Raw genomic sequence first — 24,546 nt, 5'->3', positions numbered from 1 at the left:
GCTAAACCATTTATGGTTTTATTCGTATCGGGCCCGGCGACCACCAACCGGTGCGGGTCGCGGTGCCCAGATCGAGTTGCGCGGGATGCGCGTCGGCGATGGTTTCGAACCGGCGCAGCGATCCCCAGTCCCGGCCCCAGTCGTGCGACAGGTACGTCGACATCACGTGCGCCCGCAGCAGCAGGTCGGTGATCCCCAGCAGGCCCCCGTTGGTGCCGTCCTCCCAGGTGTCGGTGTCCATCTTCTTGGCGGTGTAATCCGGGGTGATGCGGAACTTGGGGATCTCGGTGACCCCGTTGACGTGCAGCATCGGCTGCTGGCACGGGAAGGCCAGCCCGACCGCCCAGTCCATCAGCACCGGCTGGGTCGAGCCGACGTACTCCTGCAGCGAGCGCATCTCGGGCACCCGCGGCGGGGTCACCGCGATCCAGTCCTCCGGCGTCAGCGACAGGTCCTCGGCCACCACCCGCACGGCCACGGTGTCCGCGGGCATGTCGGAGCGGGCGAAGCGCAGGTTGCGCCAGGCCTTGGGCTGCTCGCCGTACAGGTCGTAGGGCACCAGCCGGCCGGCGGGCACGATGTCACCGCCGGGCCCGGGCCGGCCGTACTCGAGCACCACGGTCTGCCCGTCGGTGTGGTGGTGCAGCACGCTGTTGCCGGCGATCTTGCCGGCGGCGGTCACCACCACCAGCGGGTGACCGTCATCGGGTGCGGGCAGCCGGTACCACGCCGAGGTCAACCGGCTCTGCTGTTGCGCCCCGGTGGTGTAGCTGCCGGCCAGCGGCACCCGGGCGGCGTCCAGGCCGTACGGCAGCGGCACGGTCGAGCCGTTGATGCCCGGCGCGCTCAGCTTGGTCGGCGCGTCCCAGTCGTAGTCGGTGCCGGGCTGGTTGGGGGTGATCCGAATCGCTTCGGCGACAGTGTGTTCGGGCACCCCGTTCGGGGAGAAGCCCACCGGGTGCTGCCCGCCCAGCGGGCCCAGCGGCCCGTAATCGCCGCCGAGCGGCGTCATGTAGCCGACGTTGCTGTCCGGTTCGACGAGCACGTCGTCGGCCAGCCCGCAGCCGCCGCTGAACTCGCGCAGGTTGTCCCAGGCGTTGGAGTAGGTGGGGTACTGGCGGACGATGCCTGCCACCATCGACGCGATAAACACCAGCGCCATGAAGCCGGCCGCGAGGGGCACCGGCGCCGCCGTCAGCGCCCGGGCCAGCCGGCCCTCGCCGTGCTCCCGGGAGGCGAAGTGCAACCAGATCGCGTACAGCGCGGCCGCGACGAACATCGCGAAAAAGACTGTGCTGACCGTGATTCCGCCGATCTTCGGCATGGTGCTGTTGAACGGCACCCCGTAGCTGGACACATACCACCAGCCGTTGGTGGTGGCGAAGCACAGCGCCATCATGAACAGCAGCGCGGCCAAGAACGCCATCCGGTTGCGCGACCAGCGCAGCACCGCCGGCGACACCAGCACGGTGGTCAGCGCGGCCATCGCCGCGCCCACCGCGGCGAACAGGCCGAAATGGTGCACCCACTTGGTGGGGGTGAACATCAAAAAGAACATGGTGCCGAAGATGACACCCATCAGCCGCCACGCCGGCCCGCGGGCCACCCCGGGAATTCGCTTGCGCCGCAACATGATGAACACCGCGGTGAACAGGCACAGCGCGGTGATCAGGAAGCCGAACCGCCGGGACAGCGAGCCGTCGACGGTGGGCAGGATCAGGTAGTAGTAGCGCAGGTTCTCGGTGTACCAGGCCTGGCTGGGTCCGATCGCGGTGCGAATCCTGGTGGCTTCCAACACCGTTGCCAGCGTCTGGTCGGCGAACACCACCGTCAGGATCACCGTGCCGGCGGCCAGCATGGGCGCCACCAGCGGCCAGGTGCCCACCACCCGGTGCCGGCGGACCAGGATGCGCAGGATCGGGCGACCACCGGCGACCAACGCGGCCACCGCGATCAGCCCGGTGGGCTGCACGCCCAGCGTGAAGGCGGCCGTGATGACGGCCAGCGCGGCCGGGGTGAGCCGGCTGTAGCGCATCGAACGCTCGATCAGCACATAGGTGACCAGCGATCCCAGCGCGATGATCGGCTCGGGGCGCAGCCCGTTGTCGAACGGCATCCACGCCGTCAGCAACACCATGCCCGCCGCCCAGTTGGCCGGCCTGCTGGCGGCCACCGCCGGTCCCAGCCGGGGCAGCACCTCGCGGGACAGCAACAGCCAGCACACGATTCCGGCGAACAGGTCCGGCAACCGCATCCACAGGCTGGCGTCGCTGACATGCGTCATCAGCGCCAGCAGGTTGTAGTACCAGCCGAACGGGTCCTCGGGGCTGCCGAACCAGCGGAAGTAGTTCGACACGTAGCCGGCGCGGTCGGCCACCCGGGCCATGCCCAGGATGTAGCCGTCGTCCGACGAGTTCGCCCCGATTACGTGCCAGAGCACGAACCCGAAGATCACCGCGACGTCGGCCAGGGTGAACGTGCGCCAGTTCGCCGGAATGAGCCGGCGCATCCGGTGCCCGTCCAGCTGGTCGAGCCGCCACAGCGCGACCAGCGCGACGATGGTGGCCAGGATCGCCGTCACCATCGCCGCCAGCTTCAAAGTGGTTGGCGTGGTGGAGAATCGGGTGTCGATGGTCGCCGACAGCTTCAGGCCGGCCGGGGAGGGCCCGGTCAGGTCGGTGAACACGCCGACGATCTGGGGCCGCAGGTTGGGGTCGGGGAATCCGCCGCCGAGTGGTTTGCCCGCCGGGTCGGTGAGCCCGACGAAGGTGGCGAAGGTGCCGGCGCGGGTCGAGGTGATCTCGATGCGGGAACACCCGGCTCCGGCCACCTGATCCCGGGATGCGCTGGCGATCACCACGTTGCGGTCGGTGACGTCGATGCGCTTGCCGTGGGCGACGACGAACAACGCGTTGAGCGCGGCGTCCTTGCCCTTCTTGGGCCCGGTGGACAGGATCACCCCGCCCTCGGGCGGCAGGTCGCGCACCAACGAGCAGGAGACCGTCGCGGTCAGGTCCACCGGGGTGAGCGAAATCAGCGGTGCGGTAACGCTGTTCAACTGACCGCCCTGCGGCCAGTTCAGCGTCGCGGTGGTCTGCACGACGGGCAGCAGCGGGGTGGCGACCGACAGCACGAACCCGATCAGCCCGGCGATGGTCGCCACCCAGCGCGTCACCCGCACGTCGCCGCCGACGGTCGAAACGCTCATGGGAGTGCCCGAATCGGTCCCTGCCGGCTCCAGCCGTGCACTGTCATCACACCCTGTTCGATAGCGGCGTCCGGCGCCTGATCGGCCGGCACCAACCGGAAGTACTGCTCCACCGATCCCCAGTCGCGATACCAGTCGCCGCGCAGATAGGTCGGGATGGTCGAGGTGCGCAGCAGCGCCTGCAGGAACAGGAACGGCCCGCCGGCTTCGCTGGACTGCCACAGGTTCGACGACGCCGCGGTCTGCTTGCGGTCCGGCAGGATGCGGTAGGCCGGAAGTTCAGCCACGCCAAGGTGTTCGGAGAAGGGCCGCTGGCACGGGAAGTTCGCCGCGGTCGCGATGTCCATCATCACCGGCGTCTGCGAGCCGATCAGCTGCTGCAGGGTTTCGGTCACCGGCACCCGCGGCGGGGTGAACGCGAACCACTGCTCGGAACTCAGGTTCGGGTCGTAGGCGACGATGCGCGCCACGTTGGCCTCCGGCGGCGCCCAGCCCAGCGGGAAGCGCAGATTGCGCCACGCCGGCTGCGGGCCGATGTCGATCGGCTGCACCTCGGCCAGCGGCACCGTGCTGCCGTCCGGGCGGGCAACGCCCCACTGCAGTTTCAGCGACTGGCCGTAGGTGAACGTGCCGTCCTCCTTGTAGGACCAGATCGCGCCGGCCGCCGACACCACCACCAGCGGGCGGTCCGGCGTGCGGGGCGGCAGCTGGTACCAGGCCGAGGTGGCCGTGGCGGCCAGCGAGTTCTCGCCGTAGCTGCCCATCACCGGGGTGCGGGCCGGGTCGAGGCCGAACGGCAGCGCCGCGTGCGAGCCGTTGACGCCCACCGGCCCCTTGCCGCCGGCGGTGCCCGCCGAGTCGCTGTAGGCGACGTTGGGTTTGTTGGGGGAGGCGTCCGAGTTGACCAGCCCGGGCTTGGTCACCACGGGGTCGGACTGCAGGTCGTCGCCCACGCCGTCGGGTTTGAAGCCGACCGGGTTGACCCCGCCGAGCGGCCCGTCCGGCCCGAACGTCTGGCCCGGCAGCGGCTGCAGCATGCCGGCGTTGGCGTCCGGCTCGGCCAGCACGTCGTCGGCCATCGCGCAGCTGGTCGGCGACAGCCCCGACGCGATGGCGGCCAGGTTGGCCTTGCCGGTGGTGTACAGCGGGTAGCGGAACACCGCGCCCTTGGTCAGCGAGGCGACCTCGCCGACCACCATGATGGTCGCGACCACCAGCAGCGGGGTGGACGCCAGCACGCGGTTGCGCCGGCTGTCCTTGACCTCGGTGTGGCCCGCGTAGTCCATCCGGAAGTGCTGCCAGGCCGCCAGCAGCCCGGTGATGATGGACAGCGTCAGGAACATCGACGTCACCGGGTGGCTGGCGATGACCGGCTGGATGTCGTACCACGGCACCCCGTAGTTGCCGACGTAGAACCAGCCGTTGATCCCGGAGGTGGCCCAGGCCAGCACGAACAGCAACGCCGTCACGTACAGCGTGAGATTGCGGCGGTTGTGCAGGCCGATCCGCGAGCAGGCGAACGCGGTCAGCGCGCCCAGCGCCCCGGCCAGCCCGGCGAAGGCGCCGAACTGGACCGCCCACTTGGTCGGCGTGAACGTCAACAGCAGCAGGCCGACGGCGGTGGTGCCGATCAGCCGCCAGGCCGGGCCGCTGGCCACCCCGGGGACATGGCCGCGGCGCAGCAGGATGACCAGCATGCCGAACAGGCACAGCAGCATCACCAGCACGGCGAAGCGCCGCGCCATCGACCCGTCGGGGTTGGATTCGACCGTCAGGAAGTAGTAGCGCAACCAATCCTGGTACCAGGCGATCGTCGGGCCGACCTTGTATTTGATCCGGGCCGACTCCAGCACCGTGGCCACGGTCTGGCTGCGGAACACCACCACCAGGATCAGCGACAGCGCCGCCGCCAGCACCGCCAGCGGCGCCAGCAGACCGTCGCTGGCCCGGCGCCGCCGGATGGTCTGGGCGACGGCCCGGGCGCCGGTGAGCAGCGCGGCGACCGCGATCAGGCCCTGCGGCGCCAGGGTGGCGGTCAGCAACGCCACCACGACGGCCACCGCCGCCGGCGCCAGCCGCTGCAGCGCGATGGCCCGTTCCACCAGCATCCAGGTAACCAGCACGCCCAGCGCGATCAGCGGTTCGGGCCGCAGCCCGTTGTTGAACGGTAGCCAGGCCGCGACGAACACCGCGCCCGCGGTGAAGACCGCCACCCGGTTGGCCGCCAGCCCGCCCCGGCCCGGGCCCAGCCGGCGCAGCACCCAGTGGCTGATGATCAGCCAGCAGCCGATCCCGGCCAGCGTCGCGGGCAGCCGCATCCACACGCCGGCCGTGCTCACCGAGGCCAGCCGGGACAGCAGGCCCAGATACCAGTCGAAGGGCGCGTCGGTGGTGCCGAAGTAGCGGTAGTAGTCGACGAGGTAGCCGGCCTTCGGCGCAACCCGGGCGATGGTCAGGTTGTAGCCGTCGTCCGACGAGGTCGCCCCGACGACGTGCCACAGCAGCAGGGCGGCGAGCACCGCGGCGTCGGCGATCCAGGTCGCGAGCCCGACCCGGCGCCAGTTGGCCAAATGGGTGCCGGGGCGGTACCGGGACAGCCACGCGATCGGGGAGCGCCAGTTGATCAGGGTGCCGCCGCCGCGGCTGCGCCGATCCAGCACCGCCAGCGCGACGATGGCGGTCAGCACCGCCAGCGTGCCCAGCACCATCACGATCTGTTTGAGGACCGTCGGCGCGGTGATGAACCGGTTGTCGATGTCGACGCGGGCCGAAAGCCCCGGCCCGGCGGGCACCTTGAGGTCGGTGAAGATCCCGCCGACCTGGGGCTTCTTCTCGGCGGGCAGGGTTGCCGCGGCGCCGGGGATGCCGACGAACTCGGCACCGGCCGCGCCGGCGTCGGCCCAGGCGTGCAGCACGCTGCAGGCCCCGGCGGCGACGGCCGGGCGCTGCGCCACCGCCGCGACGGTGTCCCGGAAGGCGACGACGACCACGTCCTTGTTGGCCCGCACGAACAGCCCGTTCTTGCCGGCGTCCATGCCGCCGGGCGGCAGCGTGGAGACCACCAGGCCGCCGTCGGCGGGCAGGGTGGCGACGGCCGGGCAGGGGATGGAGATGTCCAGCGCGCGGGGCGCCCCCGACACCAGGGGCGCGGTGATCTGGCTGACGTGTCCGTCGACCGTGCCCTGCGGCCACAGCACCGTGGCCGTGGTCTGGCGCACCGGGAGCAGCGGGACGGCCAGGCACAGCAGCAGGCCGGCGATGCCCGCGACGGCGGCCACCGACCGGGGGATCCGCTGCGATCGCTGTTTACCGTCGTGGGGCACGAGGCTCGATCGTAAGCGACGCGGCTTTGTCCGCCCGGGATGCGGGGCTGCGCGGGGGCGATCTCCGCCGCGCGCCGGTGCGAACCCGGGGGTGATTCACAGCGAACATCCGCCCGCCAATTCAGCATTCGCCGCGTGCGTGCGGTCAAAATGGACTGCTGAGGAGGCTGACAGCGCGTGGCGAACGCAGGTCTGGGGTTCGGTGTCCTGGGTCCGTTGTCGGTGACCGCCGGCGGCGCCCAGCTGCCGTTGGGTGCGCCCAAACAGCGGGCGGTGCTGGCCATGCTGCTGATCCACCGCAACCGGCCGGTGTCCGTCGACGCGTTGATCGACGGGGTGTGGGGCGCGGCGCCGGTGCCGGCGGCGCGCACCAGCATCCAGTCCTATGTGTCCACCCTGCGCCGGCTGCTGCGCAGCGCGTTGCCCAACCCCAACGGGGTGCTGGCCAGTGTCCCGCCCGGCTACCAGCTCAACGTCGCCGACGCGGACTGCGACCTGGGACGCTTCCGCGGGCACAAGACCGCGGGGGTGCAGGCCGCCAGCCAGGGGCGCTTCGAGGAGGCCAGCGGCCACCTGGCGGCGGCGCTGCGCGAATGGCGCGGACCGGTGCTCGACGACCTCCACAACTTCCCGTTCGTCGACGCGTTCGCCAATCTGCTGCTCGAGGAGCGCGTCGCGGCGCACACCGCCCGCGCCGAGGCCGAGATCGCTTGCGGGCGCGCCGATGGCGTGATCGGGGAGCTCGAGGCGCTGGTCGCCCAGCATCCCTACCGCGAACCGCTGTGGGCGCAACTGATCACCGCCTACTACGTCACCGAACGCCAATCCGATGCGCTCGGCGCCTACCGGCGGCTCAAAACCGCGCTGGCCGAGGGGCTGGGCATCGACCCGGGGCCCACGGTCAAGGCGCTGCAGCAGCGCATCCTGCGCCAGGAGCCGCTCGGGCCCGGGCAGCCCGGGAAGGCCGCCAGGCGGGCGATGCTGAGCACCCACAAGCAGAGCACGGTGCGGTCCGAGTCGGCGGCGGTGGTCGACAATCCCGTCGTCGCCCGGTTGCGGGACAAGGCCGGGCGCCACTATCAGCTCAACGGGGTGACCACCCGGATCGGCCGGCTCGACGACAACGAGATCGTGCTGGACGACACCGAGGTCAGCCGCCACCACGCCGTCATCATCGACACCGGAACGGATTTCCTGATCACCGACATGAAATCGACCAACGGCGTCCAGGTGCGGGGCCGGCGGGTGCAGCGCAGCGCCACCCTGGCCGACGGCGACCACATCCGCATCGGCAACTCCGAGTTCGTCTTCGAAATCCGGCCCGACTGAACGCTATTGGCCGAGCCGGGCGGCCAGCGTCGCGCGCCCCGGCCCGTCCAGATCTGCCAGCGCGGCCGGGCGCCCCGACATCGCCATCAGCAGCGCCTCGCCGGGCCCGCTCACCTGCGGCCCGTCGCCGTGCGTCCAGTCGATGTCGGTGGCGCGCAGTCGCAGGCCCCGGATCCGTCGCCCCGCACCGAGCCTGGGATTGCCGGGCACCAGCGACAGCACCCGCTGCAGCCGGTCCGGCGGCACCACCCGCGGCCGGCCCAGCGCGCGGCGGATGTCCTGGTGATGAATCGTCCCGTCGACCAGTGCGATCATTCCGCCGAAACCCGCTGTCAATCCCCGCGGTTCGAGGTGCTCGCGCAGGAACTCCAGCAGCTGTTGCGGCGTCAGGTCCGCGAACTCGTCGACGCCCACCTGGTTGGCCCGCACCACCCAGCCCTTGGCGAAGCGTTTCAGCAATCCGAAAGCCCCCAGCTCTTCATAGCTGATCACATGGGCGACAACGTCTTTCACGCTCCATCGGCTGCACAGGCTGGGCGCCTCCCAATCTGGCGGCCCCAGGGTGGCCAGGAATTCGGCGAGGTCGGCCCGCTCGGCGCGGGCCATCGCCATCAGCTCGGATGTCATCGCGGTCGGCCGGTGCTCACAAACGCCAAACCTAGGCCGACGGCCGCCCGGCCTCAAGGGCGCTACCGGGGACGCAAGGATTTCCCAAGAATCTCTCGACCGTCCGGCAAGCCGGCCGTCGCAACCTGGTGTTGCCGGTCGGCGCGACCGGCCCTAGAGAAATACGGCAGATAGGAATCACCATGAAGGAGAAGGTCTCCAAGCTCCGCATCGCCGCGGGTGTCGGGTTGGGCGCCATCGGCTTGTCCATCGCCGGTTCGCTGATGCCGGCCGTCGCCTCGGCGAGCCCGTACGTCCCGCACAGCGGACCGCTGCACCCGGTGCGTCACTACGCCGCCAACTTCTTGAACCCGGGCTGGGCGCTCACCCACCCGCTGCGGGCCTCGGTTCCGTGATCTGAAATCGCTGACGCTGCCCCGTTTTTGGCTGTCGCCGGAGGCGGGGCAGCGTTCGTCAGTGCCGCAGCGGCGCGGGATTCCACAGCCCGCTGCGCGTCGCCGTGCCCAGCAGCAGCTGGGCGGGCCGGGCGTCGGGATAGTACGGGGTCAGCCGTTGCAGCGAGCCCCAGTCGCGGGACCAGTCGTCCTTCAAGTAGGTGGCCATGGTGGTGGCCTTGGCCAGCAGCTCGGTGACGCCCAGCGGGCCGCCGCCGTTGTTGTCCATCACCGGCGAGTTGGCCTCGGCGCCGAATCGGTCCGGCAGGATGCGCCATTTCGGCGTCTCGTCCACGCCGTTCTGATGGCCGAACGGCCGCTGGCAGGGGAAGGCCAGCCCGACCAGCCAGTCCAGGAACACCGGGTCCTTCGACCCCACCACGTCCTGCAGGGTGCGCAGCTGGGGAATCCGCGGCGGCGTCAGCGCAATCCAATGCTGCGGGGCCAGGTCTTCGTCGTCGGCGACCAACCGGACCTGGGTGGCGGCGGCCGGGATCGCCGACAGCGGCAACCGCAGGTTGCGCCAGGCCGGTGACGCGCCGACGTCGGCGAATTGGAACGAGCCGCCCGGGTGCCCGCTGGCCGCCTGCTCGTCGGTGGCCCACTGCACCTGGACCTCGCGCGGGTCGAAACGCCCGGCCGCGCTGACCACCAGCAGCGGCCGCGCCTTGTCGCGGGCGGGCAGCCGGTACCAGCCGGACCGCAGGTGGGCGGGCACCTGGATGCCGGAGCGCCAGCTGCCCAGCACCGGCGTGCGCGCCGGGTCGAGGTTGAACGGCAGCTGGGCCGACGACCCGTTGATCCCCGGCGCCGGGGTGGTGCCGCCCTCGGTGCCGGCCTGGTTGCTGCCGGTTTTCTCCTCGTCGTTGACGAAGCTGCGGTCACCCGGGCGTTCCATCACCGGGTCGGCGCGCACGTCGGCGGGAATCCCGTTGGCGGTGAAGGCTTCCGACAAACCCGCGCCCAGCGCCTCGGCTGCCGACGGGCCGGCCGGGCCGCCGACCGGCGACAGCAGGCCGGCGCTGGGGTCCTGTTCCACCAGCACGTCCTCGGCCAGGCCGCACGTCTTCCCGGTCAACGCCTGCAGGTTGGAGCGGCCGACCGACCACGCCGGATACTGGTCCGTCATCGCCAAGGTCAGCGACGCCACCTCGAACACCACCAGCGCCCAGGTCGCAATTGCCAAGGGGGACTGGATGATTCCGGCCAGCCGCGCCCCCCAGCGGGTTTTCGGCGGGCCGTCGTCGGGCGCCACGAAATGGAACCAGGCCGCCAGCAGCAGCACCAGCACGGTCAGTCCGAGCAGCGCGGTGGCGAACGCGTAATGCCACGCCGGGAACGCATTCGACCACGGCACACCGAAATTCGAGACGTACCACCAGCCGTTGACGCTGGCGAACGACAGCGCCACCAAAAACAGCACCACGGCGGCATAGACGGTGCGGTTGCGCCGGGACCGCATCGCCGCCGCGGTCACCGCGACCGCGGCCAGCGCACCCAGCGGCCCGGCCAGCCCGGCGAACACCCCGAAGTGGTGCGTCCATTTGGTGGGGGTGAACATCATCGCGACGAACGAGATGATGGTGATCCCGACGATGCGCCGGCTCGGCCCGGTGGCGGTGCCGGGAATTCGACCCTTGCGCAACGACATTGCGACGGTCACTCCGAGCGCGAGCACCAGCGCCAGCACGGCGAAGCGGCGGGCGACCGACCCGTCCGGGCTGGCCATGAACAGCCGCTCGTAGCGGATGTGTTCGTCGAACCAGCTCAGGCTGGGCCCGACGGCGCGCTTGAGCATGCTGGCCTGAACCTCCCCGGCCAGCGTCTGGTCGCGGAAGATCAGGATGGCGGTGACGGTGGCCGCGGCCAGCAGGGGCGCGATCAGCGGGAGCGCGCCGAATCGCGTGATCCGGCGATGCAGGATCGTGCGCAGCGGCCCGATCGCGACCAGCAGCGCGCCGATCGAGGCGATGCCCGTCGGCCCGGAGAACAGGGTCAGCGCGCCGATGATGCAGGCGACCGCGACCGGCAGCAGCCGGCTGGTGGCCACCGCGCGTTCCACCGAGCACCAGGTGAGCAGGATGCCCAGGGCGATGATCGGCTCGGGCCGCAGGCCGTTGTCCAGTGGCAGCCACACCGCCAGGAACATGCCCGCCGCCGTCCAGGCCGCCGCCCGGTTCTGCTTGACGGCGTGACCCAGCCGCGGCATCACCTCGCGGCTGATCACCCACCAGCAGGTCAACGCCATCGCCAGGGTGGGCAGCCGCATCCAGATGCTGGTGGTGCTGACGTGCGCCCACAGCGCCAGCAGGTCGTAGTACCAGCCGAACGGCGCTTCGGGCGTGCCGAACCAGCGGTAGTAGTTGGCCATGTAGCCGGCGTGCTCGGACACCCGGGCCATGGTCAGGATGTAGCCGTCGTCGGAGGTGTTGGCGCCGACGAAATGCCACCACGTCAGCACGGCGATGACCAGCGCGTCCAGCCCGCCGATCGACCACCAGCGGGCGGGCAGGAAGCGGCGGTGCCGGGTGCCGTCGGCGGTGTCCAGGATGTGCAGCGCGACCAGCGCCGCGCCGGTCAGCACCAGGCCGAGGATCATCGCGGCCATCTTCAGCGGGGTGGGGCTGCTGCTGTAGCGGGTGTCGATGGTCGCCGAGAAGCTCAGGCCCGGCGGCGCCGGTCCGCTCAGGTCGGTGAACACGCCGACGATCTGCGGCCGGAAGTCATAGCCGCTCTTCTCGCCGCGCAGCGGCGCGCCGGGGTGCTCGGTGTTGGGGCCCTGGGTGAGCCCGACGAACTCGGCGGTGACCTTGTCGGCGTGCGCGGTGAAGGTCAACCGCTGGCAGGCCGGGCCCAGCACCTGGCTCAGCGGGGCCGTCACCACCGGGACGTTGCGCACCACCAGCACCAGGTCGTCGTTGGCCCGCACGATCAGCAGCCCGCGGTCGACCGCCTTGGGCGCCTGCTTGGGCACCGTCGACAACAACACCGTCTTGCCGGGGTTGCCCCGGCCGGCCAGCCCGGCGGCGGCCTGGCACGGGACGGTGATGTTCAAATCGGTGGCCACGTAACCGATCAGCGGCGCCTCCACGCTGCCGAAGCTGCCGTTCTGGGGCCAGTTGAGCTGGGCGGTGGTCTGGTCGACCGGCAGCAGCGGGGTGGCCACCGCCAGCAGCACCCCGAGCAGCCCCGCGACAGAGGCAACCCACCGAGCGATCCGGTGATTTGCCTCCGTGTCGTGCACGGAGCTAGATGCTAGTTCTTCGGCGATGCGGGACCCGGTGTCGGTGCTCATCAGTCGTTACGCCGCCGGCTTGCGGATGGCCAGCACGAAGGGGCCGACGCGGTGGACCGCGAACCGCGGGCTGTCGAACAGGGCCGCGCGCAGCTCGACGGTGTAGCGCCGCACGTTGGGCTGGTTGGGGTAGACGTCCTCGGCCAGCCGCAGGGTGTAGGTGTTGTTCGCGCCGTGGCGCATCAAAAACACCGTCGGCGGCGGCCAGGGGCAGGTGTCCAGGGCGTGCAGCAACTCGTCGGCGGTCTTGAGCTTGGACCACTTGTCGATCTGCGCGGCCCGCAGGTCGAACTGCGCGAGCGGGTTGGCGTAGTGCGAGGTCAGCCCCTGGAATCCCCAGTAGGGGTAGAAGGACAGGAAGCTGTAGTCGGCGGTCATCACCACGGTCTGGTCGCGGGGCCGGCCGGTCTCGCGGGTGATGACGTCGTCGATGGTGGCGTAGAACTTCTCCGCGCTGGGCGGCCGCCGGTCGCCGCGCTGCCCGTGGCCGTCGGTGTCGGTGTAGGCGATGGTCAGGTCCGGCCGCAGCACGTCGGGGATGTCCTGGCTGAACGCGATGGCCGCGGCCAGCCCGATCGCGCCGGCCACCGGGATGACGGCGCGGCTTTGGCGCCGCAGCGCGAGCGCGGCCTCCACGAGCCCGAACGCCCCGGCCGCCACCAACAGCACGCTCAGCGTCGGCTGCAGCCGGAAGGACAGCAGCGTGGTGCGGGCCAGCGTGGTGAGCATGGACAGCAGCGACCACAGGTAGACGGCCAGCACGCCGATGGCCAGGGCGCCCGCGCGCACCGACGCGCGGGCGCGCAGCACCAGCCAAAGCGTGCCCGCCATGCAGACGACGCCGAGCAGCGTGAACTGCAGCATCGGGAAGGTCAGCTCGGCGCCGTCGGCCGGCAGGTAGTGCTGGGCGCTGCCGGTGTTGCTGACCGGATTGCGGGCCGCGCGAACCAGGAACGGCAGCCAGGTGGTGCACCCGATCGCGACCGCGATGCCGACGATGACGGCCAGCCGGCGCAGCGGGTCGAGCGCCGCGCGGACCCCGTGCCGCCGCCAGCGCAGGCCCGCCAGCCACAGCGCCATCAGTCCCACCGCGAACGCGGTGAACCCGAACAGCAGCGTGTACCAGGTGGCCGTGAAGCCCAGGAACAGCCCGGCTCCGACGACGGCGGCCCAGCCGCTCCGCGGCGTCTCGCCTGGGGTGCTCGGCGTCTCGCCTGGGGCGCTCGACGCCTCGCCGCCGCGCTCGACGCCTCGCTCGGCGTCTCGCCCGCCGCGCCCGGCGTCTCGCCCGCCGCGCCCGGCGTCTCGCCCGCCGCGAGCGTGAAGTTAGTTTCACGCTCGGCGCCGACCGTGAAGTTAGTTTCACGCTCGGCGGTCTCGGGCGCCTGGCCAGCCGCACGCTCGGTGGTCTCGGGTGCCCCGCCAGCCGCGCCCCCGGCCGTCCCCCCAGCCCGGCACTCACCCGCGCGCAGGCCCGACCAGGTGAGCACCAGCACCGGCGGCAGCAGCACGGTGATCATCGCCGAGTACGGCTCGGGTGAACCGTAGGCCAGCGTCACCGCCGCCGTCGCGGTGGTGACGATCAGCGCGTACTCGAACCGGACCATGCGCCACCACAGCACCAGCGCCACCGCGACGGCGACGGTGATCGAGGTGATGGCCCACGGCTTGAACACCTCCCACGCCGGTGTCCCGGACAGCGCGGCCTCGCGCCCGCCGATCCAGAACCAGCCCGGCGGGTAGAACGGCGGCAGCCCGAGATAGGTCATGTCGCGCAGGGCGGGACTGTCGGCCAGCCGCGTCAGGTACTCGGTGCGGAACTGCTGGTCGACGGAGATGCCGAACAAATACAGCTTGGTGGCGCCCAGCGGCATGCCGAGCGTCACCACGGTGAACGCGGACACGAACACCAGCCCACCCAGTTGAGCGAGACGCCGGACTCGGCCGGTGAACGAGTGCCACACCCAGCCGACGGCGACCAGACCGGCCAGACAGCCGACCTGCCCGACGGTGGTCAGCGCGTGCAGTTGATTCGACGACGGGAAGGCCGGCCACTGCACCCCGGCGATGGCGGTCAGCGACACCACCGCGACGACGACGGCGACCAGCACGGCCACGGCCATCTGGCCGAGGGTGGCCAGCGCGCTACGCATGATCAGATCGGCAGTTTGCGGAAAATGGGGCGCGGGATGTGTCGCAACACCATCATCACGTAACGGAATGCTGCTGGCGCCCAAACCAATTCCTTACCTTTTGCGGCCGCGGTCACCGCTAGGTTGGCGACGTACTCCTTGTCCACCGTCAGCGGCGCTTCCTTGACGTGCGCGCTCATCCGGGTCCGCACCTGGCCGGGTCGGATCACCAGCACGCGAACGCCGTACTCGCGCAACGCCTCTCCCAGGCCCAAGTAGAAGCCGTCCAAGCCGGCCTTGGTGGACCCGTAGACGAAGTTGGACCGCCGCACCCGCTCGCCGGCGGCCGAGCTCATCGCGATGATCTGGCCGAAGCCCTGGCCGCGCATCTTCTCGGCGAGCAAGACGCCCACCGAAACCGCTGCGGTGTAATTGATTTCGGCAGCCTGCACCGCCTTACGCTGGTCCTGCCACAGCTCTTCGGCGTCGCCGAGGATGCCGAATGCGACGATGGCCACGTCGACGTCACCGCCCGCGAACGCCTGCTCGATCATCTTGGGATGGGTGTCGGTGTCGGTGGCTTCGAAGTCGATCACCTCCACCGATCGCGCTCCGGCGGCCTTCATCTGCTCCACCGCGGCGTCCCGCCCCGGGTCACCGGGCATGGCGGCCAAGATGATTCGCGCGTGCGCGTTCTGCAGGTAACGCTCGCAGATGGCCAGCCCGATCTCGGAGGTGCCACCGAGCAGCAGGATGGTCTGCGGATTTCCCACGGCGTCCAGCACCATCTAGAGCAGCTCCAAACGTCGGGCCATGTCGGAGGCGAACACCCCCGTCGGATCCACCTTGCGGCGCACCGCGATCCACTCGTCGATGCGCGGGTACATGGCGTGGAAGGTTTCGGCGTTGGTGCGCGAGTCCTTGGCGGTGTACACCCGCCCGCCGAATTGCAGGACCCGCCTGTCGAGCTCGTTGAGGAACTCGTTGACCCCGGGCTTGTTGGGGAAGTCCATCGCGACGTTCCAGCCGGCCATCGGGAAGCTCAGCGGCGCGCGGTTGCCCGGGCCGAAAAGCTTGAACACGTTGAGCGCCGAGTAGTGGCCGCGGGTCTGGATCCAGCGGATGATGGCCTTGAACTCGTCCATCGCGTCCGGCGGGACCAGGAACTGGTGTTGCGCGAAACCGCTTGGGCCATAAGCATTGTTCCAGCCGCTGACCAGGTCGAGCATGTGATAGAACTGCGACAGGTTCATGATCTTGCCGGTGTAGGTGCCGCCCAGCCGGTAGTACACCTCACCGATCGCCATGAACGACAGCTTGTTCATCGCGCTGACCGGGAACACGTCGGGCACCGTCAACAGCTGCGGCGCATCGAATTTCAGCGGGTTCTTGGCCAGCTTCTTGGGCAGCTGGTCCAGCCGGGCCAGGCTGCCCCGGCTCACCGCGGCCCGGCCGAGCTTGGGCGGCGGGCTGATCAGGTCGAACCAGGCGCTGGAGTAGGTGTAGTCGGCTTCGCTGCCGTCGAGGTGCACGGCGACGGTTTCGTCGAGGTCCTTGGTGGCCACCCCGTCAGCGATGAAGTACGCCGTCTCGGTCGGGGTCATGGCGATAGTGGCGCGCAGCACGATCCCGGTCAGGCCGTTGCCGCCGACGGTGGCCCAGAACAGCTCGGCGTCGGAAGCGTCCGGGCCGTCGGGGGTGATGGTGCGCACGGTGCCGTCGGCCATCAGCAGCTCCATGGAGCGCACGTGGTTGCCGAAGCTGCCGGCGCTGTGGTGGTTCTTGCCGTGGATGTCGCAGGCGATCGCGCCGCCGACGGTGACCTGGCGGGTGCCCGGCAGCACCGGGACCCACAGCCCGAACGGCAGCGCCGCCTTCATCAGCTGGTCCAGGCTGACGCCGGCGTCGACGTCGACCAGCCGGGTGTCGGCGCTGATCGAGTGGATGCGGTTGAGCCCGGTCATGTCGATCACCAGGCCGCCGCCGTTTTGGGCGTTGTCGCCGTAGGAGCGGCCCAGCCCGCGCGCGATCACGCCGCGACCCTTGGAATGACCCGAATCGGCGACCCGGGCGACGGCCTTGGCGATCACCTCGGGGTCGCGGGTTCTGAGCACCTGGGCCACCGACGGGGCGGTGCGCCCGAAGCCCGTCAGCCGGGCGGGCGTGATGAGGGGATCGGTGCTCGACATCGTGAAAGAGGGTACCGCTTGCACAAGAAGCCTCAGCGGATGCGGAAGATGACGGCCCGCTGCACGACGAAGTTGATCACCGTCGCGGTGCCCTGCGCGATCACGAAGGCGACGGGGATCGCCCAGCCCCGGTAGTGCAGAAACGCCAGGCACAGATGGTTGAGCCCGACCTGCACGGCGAAGGTGACGGCGTAGAGCGCCATCACCGCGACGAACCGGGCGGTGCTGGGAGCCGCCTGGAAGGTCCACCGCCGGTTGATCAGGTAGGCGGTGATGGTGCCGACGATGAAGCTGATCGCCTTGGCCACGTCGACCTGCACACCCACGACCTTGTAGAGCGTCGCGTACAGGCCGAAGTCGACGATGCCGGCCAGGCCGCCGGTGACGACGAAACGCATGACCTGGGTGGTCAGTTTCAGGTTCGGGCTGGCAACCATCGAGGGGAGTCTAGGGCAGCTTGACCGCGATCAGCTCGACCTGCTTCTCGCCCTGCGGCGTCGGATAGGTCACCGTGTCGCCGGGTTGGCGTCCGGCAAGGGCCTGAGCCAGCGGGCTGCGGGCGGTCAACGTCTCGCCCTCGCGGCCGACCGGTGTCTCTTCGACGATGGAGATCACGTGCATGGTGACCACTTCGCCGTCGGCGAACCGTAAGGTCACCTCGGTGCCGCCGGGCAGCGTCGCCGAGGCGTCGGCGTCCGGCGGCCCGGCCCGCAGCCGCCGGTCCAGCTCGTTGATCCGGTCGGACAGCACCACCAGCTCGTCGGCCCGCTGGATCGCCTCGGCCGCATCGCCGTGATCGCCCACCATCCCGCGGTCATTCTTGACCTCGACCTCGAGGCGGTCGCGACGCTGCCGCAGCCGGTCCAGCTCGGCTTCCAGGTTTTTGCGCGCCGCGTCCGCCGGCGATTGGCGTTTGTTGGTCACGTCGGTGGACCTTTCGTCCCGCTTGCTCAGGTGGCGTTTCAGTGTGACACCACGGCGTGGCGGCCCGCCACTGTCAAAGCCCTCGAAACGACAAGGGCGGCGGATCGTTGTTGTTGGGCAACGACCGCCGCGCCTCGGCGCTGATGCGCGACTCATTGAGCCGCGCACCGGGGCGGCGTGCTCCTGGGCCCGGGTTCGTTGCCGGACAGGCATCATCGCGCCGAGGTCCCGCTGCGATGCGGGCAGCGAGGTGGGCAACGTCGGCGTTCAGGGCAGGCGGCCAACGCTGGAAAGTAAAGTCCGCCAAGGGGTTTGGTGGTGTAGCCGTGCCCGGTCGGCAACGTCCGACGCACTGTGCCGTCGAGATCGATTATCCAAATACTGTCTGGGTTTCCCCTCAGCCAGGCATGGTACGAGAACACACTCATGCCCCGAGTTGATAGCCTGATCATCTGATGGACAGGTGTCCAGATTTTGTTGTCAACGCCATGAAATGCAGACGGTGCAGGGAGAAAGCAACATGAGTGGTGTCCCAAGTCGCCAAGCCCGCTTGGCGCATGCAGCAAAGCATGCCGAACTCTGGAACGCAGGGAAGCGGGAAGAGTGGGTGGCGTCGTGGCGCACAATCGCCCCGGCGGGTGTCCGGATGTTCGATCCGGTGGGCACCGAGGAGAAGCACGGATTCGAGGCAGCCACCAGCGAAGCCTTCGACATGTTCCAGTCGATCCTCAAGATCAAGATGATCACCGTCCAGGTGAACGGCAACGAGATGGCCTGGGTCTGTGAGAACTACTTCGGTACCGAGCCCAACGTCCAAATGGCTTACAGCATTGAGACATTCGCGTGGGACGATGACGGAAACCTGCTCATCAAAACCTACTATCCCATGCCCGAGACCGTCGACTCGAACAGCGACCCCTACGCACACCTTCTTAAAAAGGATGAGCAGTAATCCGCAAGGTCTTGATTCCCCCATGGTGGCGGCAGAGCAGCTTGAGGTTCGACGGATGCGTCGGGACGGGCGGAAACGGCAGGTCGGCGGCCGCAGCCCAACTGTTTCACCGGGCTACGGCATGCCACGGCGGATACATGGCCTCCAGCCCGTCGGCGGCGGTCGCCGCGATGGTGCTGCGCACCATGTAGCGCGGCTGGTGCGCCGGCCACGGCCGGCCGCGATGCATGGTTGCCCGGTTGTCCCACATCACCACGTCGCCCGCCCGCCACGAGTGCAGGTAGCTCGCACCGGGAGCGGTCGCGGCCTCGGTCAGCGCCGCCAGCAACTCCCGCGCCGCGGCCGGCTCCATGCCCTCGATCCCGTACGCGTGCGACGCGAGGTAGAGCGCCTTGCGGCCGTTGACCGGGTTGCGCCACACCAGGCGCCAGCATTGCGGCGGCAAGGCCGCCCGCTCCTCCGGGCGGGCCAGGTCGGGCGCGATCTTGCCGCGCGAATAGGCGTATTCGTGCCAGGCGAACGAATTCTCCACCCGTTCCCGCAACCCGGGATCGAGCCGTTCGAACGCGATCCGGGTGGAGACGTACTCCGTCTCGCCGCCGCGCCCCGGAACGATGCGTGACGACAGCACCGACGCCAGCGCCGGCACCCGCTTGAACGAACTATCGGTGTGCCACAGCTGATTCGCCTTGTTTTCCAGGGCGAGCCGGTGATCGGCTGGCACCACGTTGCCGTCGTCGTCGAGGGTCTTGAGGACCACGAGGTGGCTGCCGTGGCCCACCGCACCCACCTTGGTCACCTCCAGCGGGCCGAACCTGCGCGAAAAGGCAAGCTGCGCTTCATCACTGACGTGCTGGTCCCGGAAGACCAGCACCGAATGCTCCTCGAACGCCGCGCGCACCTGCGCGTAGACGTCCGGCGAAGCCGCGACATCCGCGATCGTCACCCCGCGCAGTTCCGCGGCAAAACCCGGTCCCGACGCCACGATCTCCATCGGCGACCTCCGTCCCGTTGCCGATTACACCCAGTAGGGCACCCGCGCCCGGTACTGGCGCATGGCGAAGGCCGCCAGCAGCCACCCCACCGCCGTCAACACCAACACCACCGCCCAGTGCCGCAGCTCCTGATGCGACCCCAGCAGCGGCGCGCGCACGATGTCGAGGTAGTGCAACAACGGGTTGAGCTCGACGATGCTCGACCAGCGTCCGGCGCCCTGCTGCCGCAGGGTGTCGTCGTTCCAGATGATCGGCGTCATGAAGAACAGCAACTGCACGACCGAGAAGAGCAGCGGGCCGATGTCGCGGTAGCGGGTGGCCAGGATGCCGAAACACAGTGACACCCATATGCAATTGAGCACGATCAGCGCCAGCGCCGGTATCACCGACAGGTCCGCCCACGACCACGGCTTGGGATAGATCATCGCGATGACGACGTAGATGACGATGTTGTGCGCGAACAGGATCATCTGCCGCCACACCAGCCGGTAGACGTGCACGCTCAGCGGCGTCGGCAACTGCTTGATCAGCCCCTCGTTGGCGACGAAGACGTCGGCGCCCTCCAGGATCGCGGCGTTGATCAGGTTCCAGATGATCAGCCCCAGCGTCACGTACGGCAGGTGCACGGACAGCTCCAGGTGGAACAGCTTGGAATACAACCCGCCCATCGCGACCGCCGTGGTTCCCGTCGCGATGGTGATCCAGAACGGGCCCAGCACCGAACGGCGGTAGCGCTGCTTGATGTCCTGCCAGCCCAGGTGCAGCCACAGCTCGTGCCGGCGGAAGCCGTCGACCAGGTCGCTGCGGGCTCGGCGCAGGGTGCGCGACTGGGCCGCCGCGTCAAGGAAAGTCATCGAGATCCTCCAGGCTTGCCGAACAGCTCGCGACGTCCCAAGCGCCGCAACCGGATCCATTCGGCCAGCCCCCTCGGGTCGCGACGCGTCACCAGGAAGAACCAGCCGAACCGGACCCACTCCTGCACCAGCAGCTTGCGCAGCCCCGGCTGCGACAGCAGGTAGCCGCGGTTGCGGTAGGTGAAGAACCGCTTGGTCGCGTCGTCGGGATACTGGGTGTGCATCCGGCCACCGAGGATCGGCCGGAACTCGTCGGATCCGCACGGATGCAGGTAGACCGCGTCCAGGCAGGTGCCGAACGGCAGCCCCGAGCGCACCAGCCGCCGGTGCATCTCCACCTCGTCGCCGCGGATGAACAGCCGCAGATCCGGGACGCCGATCGACTCCAGCGCCGACGCCCGGAACAGCGCGCCGTTGAACAACGACGCAATCCCAGCCAGCAGGTCCTGCCCCGCCTCGGTGCGCAATTCGCTTGCCCGCCTACGCCATACCAGGCCGCGGCGCAACGGAAACGCCAACCGTTCCGGGTCGTCGAGGTTGCACACCATCGGCGACACCTCGGCCAGGCCGTGTCTGTCGGCGCAGGCCAGCAGCGTGGCCAGCACCCGCGCGTCCTGCGGCCGGCCGTCGTCGTCGGCCAGCCATACCCAGTCGGCGCCCTGGGCCAGCGCATGCAGCATGCCGAGCGCGAAACCGCCTGCGCCGCCGAGGTTTCGGCGAGACTGCAGATAGGTGGTCGGAATAGGTTGCGCCGCAACCAGTTCACGGACCCGGCCGTCGTCGCACGCATCGTTGTCGATGACGATGAGGTGGTCTGGCAGCCGGGTCTGGCTGCTCAGCGCGTCGAGGGACTTGGCCAGCTCGTCGGGGCGCCGGTGGGTGACGACGACGGCGAAGACAGTGTCGCTCATGGCTGTTCGGCGGTCTCGGCCAGCACCTCGCGCACGTGCCGGGCGGCGTCCTCGCCCTCGTACGCGCGCACCACGTCCTCGATGCCGCCGGACATGCGGATCTCGCCGTGGTCGATCCACATCGCCGTCTTGCACAGCCGGGCCAGGAATTCGTTGGAGTGGCTGGCGAACACCAGGATTCCGGACCGCTCGACGAGGCCCTGCAGCCGCGACTGGGCCTTCTTCATGAAGTCGGCGTCCACCGCGCCCAATCCCTCGTCGAGCAGCAGGATTTCGGGGTCGATGCTGGTGACCACGCCCATCGCCAGCCGAACCCGCATGCCGGTGGAGTAGGTGCGCAGCGGCATCGACAGGTAGTCGCCCAGCTCGGTGAACTCGGCGATCTCGTCGACCTTGGCCAGCATCTGTTTGCGGGTCTGCCCCAAGAACAGGCCGCGAATGATGATGTTCTCGTAGCCGGAGATCTCCGGGTCCATCCCGACGCCCAGATCGAAGATCGGCGCCACCCGCCCGGTGACCTGGGCCCAGCCCCGGGTGGGTTCGTAGATGCCCGAAAGTAGGCGCAGCAGAGTCGATTTCCCGGCCCCGTTGTGGCCGACCAGGCCCACGCGGTCGCCCAGCTCGAGGGACATGGTGATATCGCGCAGCGCTTCCACCACCACCACGTTGGAGTTGTTACGCCCGATCGTGCCGCCCGCCTTGCCCAGGAAGGCCTTCTTCAGCGACCGCGACTTGGCGTCGAAGATGGGAAACTCCACCCACGCGTTGCGCGTCTCGATATGAGGACCAGAACCCGGCGCCATCGGTGTCGCGTCTGCTTACAGGTACTGGCCGTGCCCGGGCGCGCTGCCCGGCTTGCCGATGCCCGAGGGCAACGCGCCTTGACGCATCTTCTCCAGCTGCGCACGGGCGGCCATCTGCTGGGCGAACAGCGCGGTCTGGATGCCGTGGAAGAGTCCCTCCAGCCAGCCGACCAACTGCGCTTGGGCGATGCGCAATTCGGCGTCCGACGGCGCTGCGTCCTCGTTGAAGGGCAGCGTGAGGCGGTCGAGCTCCTCGCGCAGCTCGGGCGCCAGACCCTCTTCCAACTCCCGGATGCTGGTCGCGTGGATCTCGCGCAGCCGGTTGCGGCTGGCGTCGTCCAGCGGTGCGGCCCGCACCTCCTCGAGCAGCTGCTTGATCATGGTCCCGATCCGCATCACCTTGGCGGGCTGCTCGACCAGGTCGGTCAGCGAGCGCTCGTCGGCGTCGTCGTCGTCGACCCCCATCATCCGCGGGTCGACACCACCGATGACTTCGACGCCGTCATCATCGTTGCGGGTACTCAATCCTTCACCATCCTTTGTGGACTATGGGTGTGGCGTCGTGCCTTCTGCGCGCCATTCGTAGATCCGGGCACCGCCATTGTCGTAGATCAGCGCCCACGACTTCGACTTATCCAGTGACACTAGTCCTTCGGGTACGGCGAACCCTCGGACAGTCGGCGTGCTGGTGAGTATGTACCTGATATTGAGGGCTTTAATCGCCGCGACCACGCGCGGATCGGAATCGCCGCGGCGCGCGTACGCCCAGAAGATGAATCGGTTGGGACCCGGGCCCATCTGCTGCGGGTAGTCGTAGTGGGTCCACAGCGGGTGCAGGTCGGCGACCGCGTACATCCACGCCGTGCCGTCGGTGTTGCCGTTGCCGATCAGGGTCTCGTGCGCGCCGGGCAGCTTGGCCAGATAGGCCATGGCCATCAGGTCGCGTTGGTCGATCATCACCGAGTCGTACTTGTCCCCGAACAACACCAGGTGCCGGTACAGGTAGTGGCGGGCGGACAGCATGGTGGTGGCCACCAGCAGGACCGCGGTGGCCGACACCCAGACCGGGGCGGGCAGCGGCCGCCACCGGCCGCCGATCCGTTTGGCGCCGGCCACGCAGGCCGTCACGACCAGAAACAACGCGATGCCGGCCATCGGTTCGAGCAGCAGGGTGATGGCGGCCGAGATGCGGCGCGGATCCTTATAGAAGAACTCGCCGAAGGCGCCGGCCAGCGCGCCGATCGGGCCGCCCAGCGGGTTCCCGGCGTCGACGTTCACCACCACCAGGAGCAGCCACACGGCCAGCGGCCACCAGATCTTCTTGACCAGCAGCACGATTGCGCCGATGGCCGCCAGCGCGATCAGCCCGTACTGGACCGGGAAGTCGTTGAGGTGACGGGAGTGCTGGAACACGGCGTCGAACAGTCCGCGCTTCTTGCTCAGGTAGGTCAGGAAGGAATGCCCGGCGATGATGTCTTCCTGCTGCTGCACGCTGATGAACTGCGGCAACAGGATCAACCCCGAGATCGCCGTCACGCAGACCAGGGCCGCGACATCGGCCAGCCGGCCGCGCACCGGATGCCACAGCGCGTCCAGCAGCCACCAGGCGATCAGGAACAGCAGCACGATGACGCCGCCGGTGATGTGCACCGACATCACGCCCACCAGCGCCAGCACGGCCGCCGGGATGCGGTCCCGGTGCCGCAGGGTCGAGGTGATCAGCACGAACGTCGGGATCGCGACGCCGTAGGCGGCCAGGTTGGGCATCGCCGCGACGCCGAACTCGACGTAGGGCACCGCGGTGAAGGACGCGGACAGCGCGCCGGCCGTCGCGGCGGCGCCCGCGGTGCGCCATTCGCCCCAGCTCGGACGCAGCAGCCGCCAGGTGAGCAGCGCCGCGCTGGTCGGGAACAGCCACACCGACGCCGCGACCGAGCTCAACGTGTAGCCGGTGGTGGGCGCCGCGCCGGTGAGTTGGCAGAACACCGCGATCAGGGCGTGGAACACCGACGGGTAGTACAGCATCTGGTGCGTCTCCACGTTGCGCAGCTCGCCCATGTGGGTGGACGACGCCTGGCCGGTGTCCAGGATGAACCGCACCTCGTTGGCGTGCCAGACCGCGTCCCAGGTGCTCGGGATGGTCTGCCAGTGGGCGGCCAGGCCGCGGTAGGCCGCCCACATGATCAGGAACGCGCCCAGCAGCACACCGGCCGCCACGGCGGCGGCCGGCCAGCGGCTCACCGCCCGGGCTTCGGCGTCGCGGTCGCGGAAGCGGGCCAGCAGCAGCTGCAAACCGGTCATCAGCAGGCACACGACCACCAGCGCGGCCAGCGCGGTCCAGCCGTTCCACGGTATTCCGATGGCGCCGAACGGAATAATGGCCAGCGCGACCATGCCGTAGGTCAGTGCCGGGCCCACCGCGACAGCGATCGGCCACGTCAACTGACTGATACGTGCGATGATCGCTCCGGGCGCTATCAGCAAAAACAATGCAATGAGCGTTCCGAACCAGAGCCCCACTCGACTAGTATGGCTGGCCGGGTGCCCTGGCTCGGGAGGCCACCGACTGG

At 69.4% G+C, this 24,546-nt stretch carries 17 protein-coding genes and 1 pseudogene; 3 read left to right on the top strand and 15 right to left on the bottom strand.

Features of this window, described 5'->3' with window-relative positions; genetic code table 11:
- Positions 1-10 precede the first annotated feature (10 nt).
- Positions 11-3,208: an arabinosyltransferase EmbB gene (gene embB / locus NF20_RS21395; protein ID WP_033717481.1), complete on the bottom strand. Its 3,198-nt coding sequence runs from the start codon at positions 3,206-3,208 to the stop codon at positions 11-13.
- Positions 3,205-6,531, bottom strand: a complete 3,327-nt coding sequence (locus tag NF20_RS21390; protein WP_033710893.1) for an arabinosyltransferase domain-containing protein — start codon at positions 6,529-6,531, stop codon at positions 3,205-3,207. Before NF20_RS21390 ends, embB begins: the two co-directional genes overlap by 4 nt.
- A 177-nt stretch (positions 6,532-6,708) precedes the next feature.
- Here NF20_RS21390 and NF20_RS21385 point away from each other — a divergent pair, with 177 nt between their 5' ends.
- Positions 6,709-7,860, top strand: a complete 1,152-nt coding sequence (locus NF20_RS21385; RefSeq protein ID WP_019733646.1) for a BTAD domain-containing putative transcriptional regulator — start codon at positions 6,709-6,711, stop codon at positions 7,858-7,860.
- Positions 7,861-7,863: 3 nt separating this feature from the next.
- On the opposite strand, the gene NF20_RS21380 is transcribed toward NF20_RS21385, so the two are convergent.
- Positions 7,864-8,487, bottom strand: coding sequence for a maleylpyruvate isomerase family mycothiol-dependent enzyme (locus NF20_RS21380; protein WP_019733645.1), 624 nt, complete (start codon positions 8,485-8,487; stop codon positions 7,864-7,866).
- Between the two features lie 182 nt (positions 8,488-8,669).
- Between NF20_RS21380 and NF20_RS21375 the strand changes: the two genes are divergently transcribed.
- Positions 8,670-8,882, top strand: a complete 213-nt coding sequence (locus tag NF20_RS21375) for a hypothetical protein (protein ID WP_003872589.1) — start codon at positions 8,670-8,672, stop codon at positions 8,880-8,882.
- Between the two features lie 58 nt (positions 8,883-8,940).
- On the opposite strand, the gene NF20_RS21370 is transcribed toward NF20_RS21375, so the two are convergent.
- From NF20_RS21370 to NF20_RS21340, 6 genes and pseudogenes are all read right to left on the bottom strand, one after another.
- Positions 8,941-12,216 carry an arabinosyltransferase domain-containing protein gene (locus NF20_RS21370; RefSeq protein ID WP_033710891.1) on the bottom strand — a complete coding sequence of 1,092 codons (3,276 nt, stop codon included), beginning with the start codon at positions 12,214-12,216 and terminating at the stop codon, positions 8,941-8,943.
- A gap of 6 nt (positions 12,217-12,222) precedes the next feature.
- Positions 12,223-14,369: pseudogene (locus NF20_RS26830) on the bottom strand (galactan 5-O-arabinofuranosyltransferase).
- A gap of 2 nt (positions 14,370-14,371) precedes the next feature.
- Positions 14,372-15,136: a decaprenylphospho-beta-D-erythro-pentofuranosid-2-ulose 2-reductase gene (locus NF20_RS21355; RefSeq protein WP_003876962.1), complete on the bottom strand. Its 765-nt coding sequence runs from the start codon at positions 15,134-15,136 to the stop codon at positions 14,372-14,374.
- The gene (locus NF20_RS21350) at positions 15,137-16,537 is read right to left on the bottom strand and encodes an FAD-binding oxidoreductase (RefSeq protein ID WP_019731985.1); all 1,401 of its coding nucleotides are present in this window, start codon (positions 16,535-16,537) and stop codon (positions 15,137-15,139) included.
- A 32-nt stretch (positions 16,538-16,569) separates the two neighbouring features.
- Complete coding sequence (locus tag NF20_RS21345; RefSeq protein ID WP_024636663.1) at positions 16,570-16,935, bottom strand: GtrA family protein; 366 nt, start codon at positions 16,933-16,935, stop codon at positions 16,570-16,572.
- Positions 16,936-16,984: 49 nt separating this feature from the next.
- Positions 16,985-17,461, bottom strand: a complete 477-nt coding sequence (locus tag NF20_RS21340) for a GreA/GreB family elongation factor (protein ID WP_019731984.1) — start codon at positions 17,459-17,461, stop codon at positions 16,985-16,987.
- 493 nt (positions 17,462-17,954) lie between these two features.
- Between NF20_RS21340 and NF20_RS21335 the strand changes: the two genes are divergently transcribed.
- Entirely contained in the window at positions 17,955-18,413 is a 459-nt protein-coding gene (locus tag NF20_RS21335; protein ID WP_132160441.1) for a hypothetical protein, read from the top strand.
- Between the two features lie 106 nt (positions 18,414-18,519).
- Here NF20_RS21335 and NF20_RS21330 read toward each other — a convergent pair whose 3' ends face one another.
- From NF20_RS21330 to NF20_RS21305, 6 genes are all read right to left on the bottom strand, one after another.
- The gene (locus tag NF20_RS21330) at positions 18,520-19,407 is read right to left on the bottom strand and encodes a TauD/TfdA dioxygenase family protein (RefSeq protein WP_023866766.1); all 888 of its coding nucleotides are present in this window, start codon (positions 19,405-19,407) and stop codon (positions 18,520-18,522) included.
- Between the two features lie 24 nt (positions 19,408-19,431).
- Positions 19,432-20,262 carry an ABC transporter permease gene (locus tag NF20_RS21325; RefSeq protein WP_003872597.1) on the bottom strand — a complete coding sequence of 277 codons (831 nt, stop codon included), beginning with the start codon at positions 20,260-20,262 and terminating at the stop codon, positions 19,432-19,434.
- Positions 20,259-21,173 (bottom strand): glycosyltransferase, encoded by a 915-nt coding sequence (locus tag NF20_RS21320; protein ID WP_033710887.1) that lies wholly within the window; start codon positions 21,171-21,173, stop codon positions 20,259-20,261. Before NF20_RS21320 ends, NF20_RS21325 begins: the two co-directional genes overlap by 4 nt.
- Positions 21,170-21,976 carry an ABC transporter ATP-binding protein gene (locus tag NF20_RS21315; RefSeq protein ID WP_023862039.1) on the bottom strand — a complete coding sequence of 269 codons (807 nt, stop codon included), beginning with the start codon at positions 21,974-21,976 and terminating at the stop codon, positions 21,170-21,172. The genes NF20_RS21320 and NF20_RS21315 overlap by 4 nt, the downstream gene beginning before the upstream one ends.
- Positions 21,977-21,991: 15 nt before the next feature.
- Complete coding sequence (locus NF20_RS21310) at positions 21,992-22,444, bottom strand: bacterial proteasome activator family protein (RefSeq protein WP_224110940.1); 453 nt, start codon at positions 22,442-22,444, stop codon at positions 21,992-21,994.
- Positions 22,445-22,522: 78 nt separating this feature from the next.
- Positions 22,523-24,496 carry a DUF6541 family protein gene (locus NF20_RS21305; protein ID WP_033710886.1) on the bottom strand — a complete coding sequence of 658 codons (1,974 nt, stop codon included), beginning with the start codon at positions 24,494-24,496 and terminating at the stop codon, positions 22,523-22,525.
- Between the last annotated feature and the right edge of the window lie 50 nt (positions 24,497-24,546).

Source organism: Mycobacterium sp. MAC_080597_8934 (assembly GCF_000523975.1).
Taxonomy (GTDB): Bacteria; Actinomycetota; Actinomycetes; order Mycobacteriales; family Mycobacteriaceae; genus Mycobacterium; species Mycobacterium avium.
This window is presented reverse-complemented; position numbering and strand designations above follow the sequence as displayed.

Bases quoted from the DNA above. Each gene is read 5' to 3' on its own strand.
- NF20_RS21375 (WP_003872589.1), top strand. From the start codon at position 8,670: ATGAAGGAGAAGGTCTCCAAGCTCCGCATCGCCGCGGGTGTCGGGTTG.
- NF20_RS21325 (WP_003872597.1), bottom strand. From the start codon at position 20,262: ATGACTTTCCTTGACGCGGCGGCCCAGTCGCGCACCCTGCGCCGAGCC.
- NF20_RS21330 (WP_023866766.1), bottom strand. From the start codon at position 19,407: ATGGAGATCGTGGCGTCGGGACCGGGTTTTGCCGCGGAACTGCGCGGG.
- NF20_RS21350 (WP_019731985.1), bottom strand. From the start codon at position 16,537: ATGTCGAGCACCGATCCCCTCATCACGCCCGCCCGGCTGACGGGCTTC.
- NF20_RS21310 (WP_224110940.1), bottom strand. From the start codon at position 22,444: ATGATGGGGGTCGACGACGACGACGCCGACGAGCGCTCGCTGACCGAC.
- NF20_RS21335 (WP_132160441.1), top strand. From the start codon at position 17,955: ATGCAGACGGTGCAGGGAGAAAGCAACATGAGTGGTGTCCCAAGTCGC.
- NF20_RS21315 (WP_023862039.1), bottom strand. From the start codon at position 21,976: ATGGCGCCGGGTTCTGGTCCTCATATCGAGACGCGCAACGCGTGGGTG.
- NF20_RS21320 (WP_033710887.1), bottom strand. From the start codon at position 21,173: ATGAGCGACACTGTCTTCGCCGTCGTCGTCACCCACCGGCGCCCCGAC.
- embB (WP_033717481.1), bottom strand. From the start codon at position 3,208: ATGAGCGTTTCGACCGTCGGCGGCGACGTGCGGGTGACGCGCTGGGTG.
- NF20_RS21380 (WP_019733645.1), bottom strand. From the start codon at position 8,487: ATGACATCCGAGCTGATGGCGATGGCCCGCGCCGAGCGGGCCGACCTC.
- NF20_RS21370 (WP_033710891.1), bottom strand. From the start codon at position 12,216: ATGAGCACCGACACCGGGTCCCGCATCGCCGAAGAACTAGCATCTAGC.
- NF20_RS21345 (WP_024636663.1), bottom strand. From the start codon at position 16,935: ATGCGTTTCGTCGTCACCGGCGGCCTGGCCGGCATCGTCGACTTCGGC.
- NF20_RS21355 (WP_003876962.1), bottom strand. From the start codon at position 15,136: ATGGTGCTGGACGCCGTGGGAAATCCGCAGACCATCCTGCTGCTCGGT.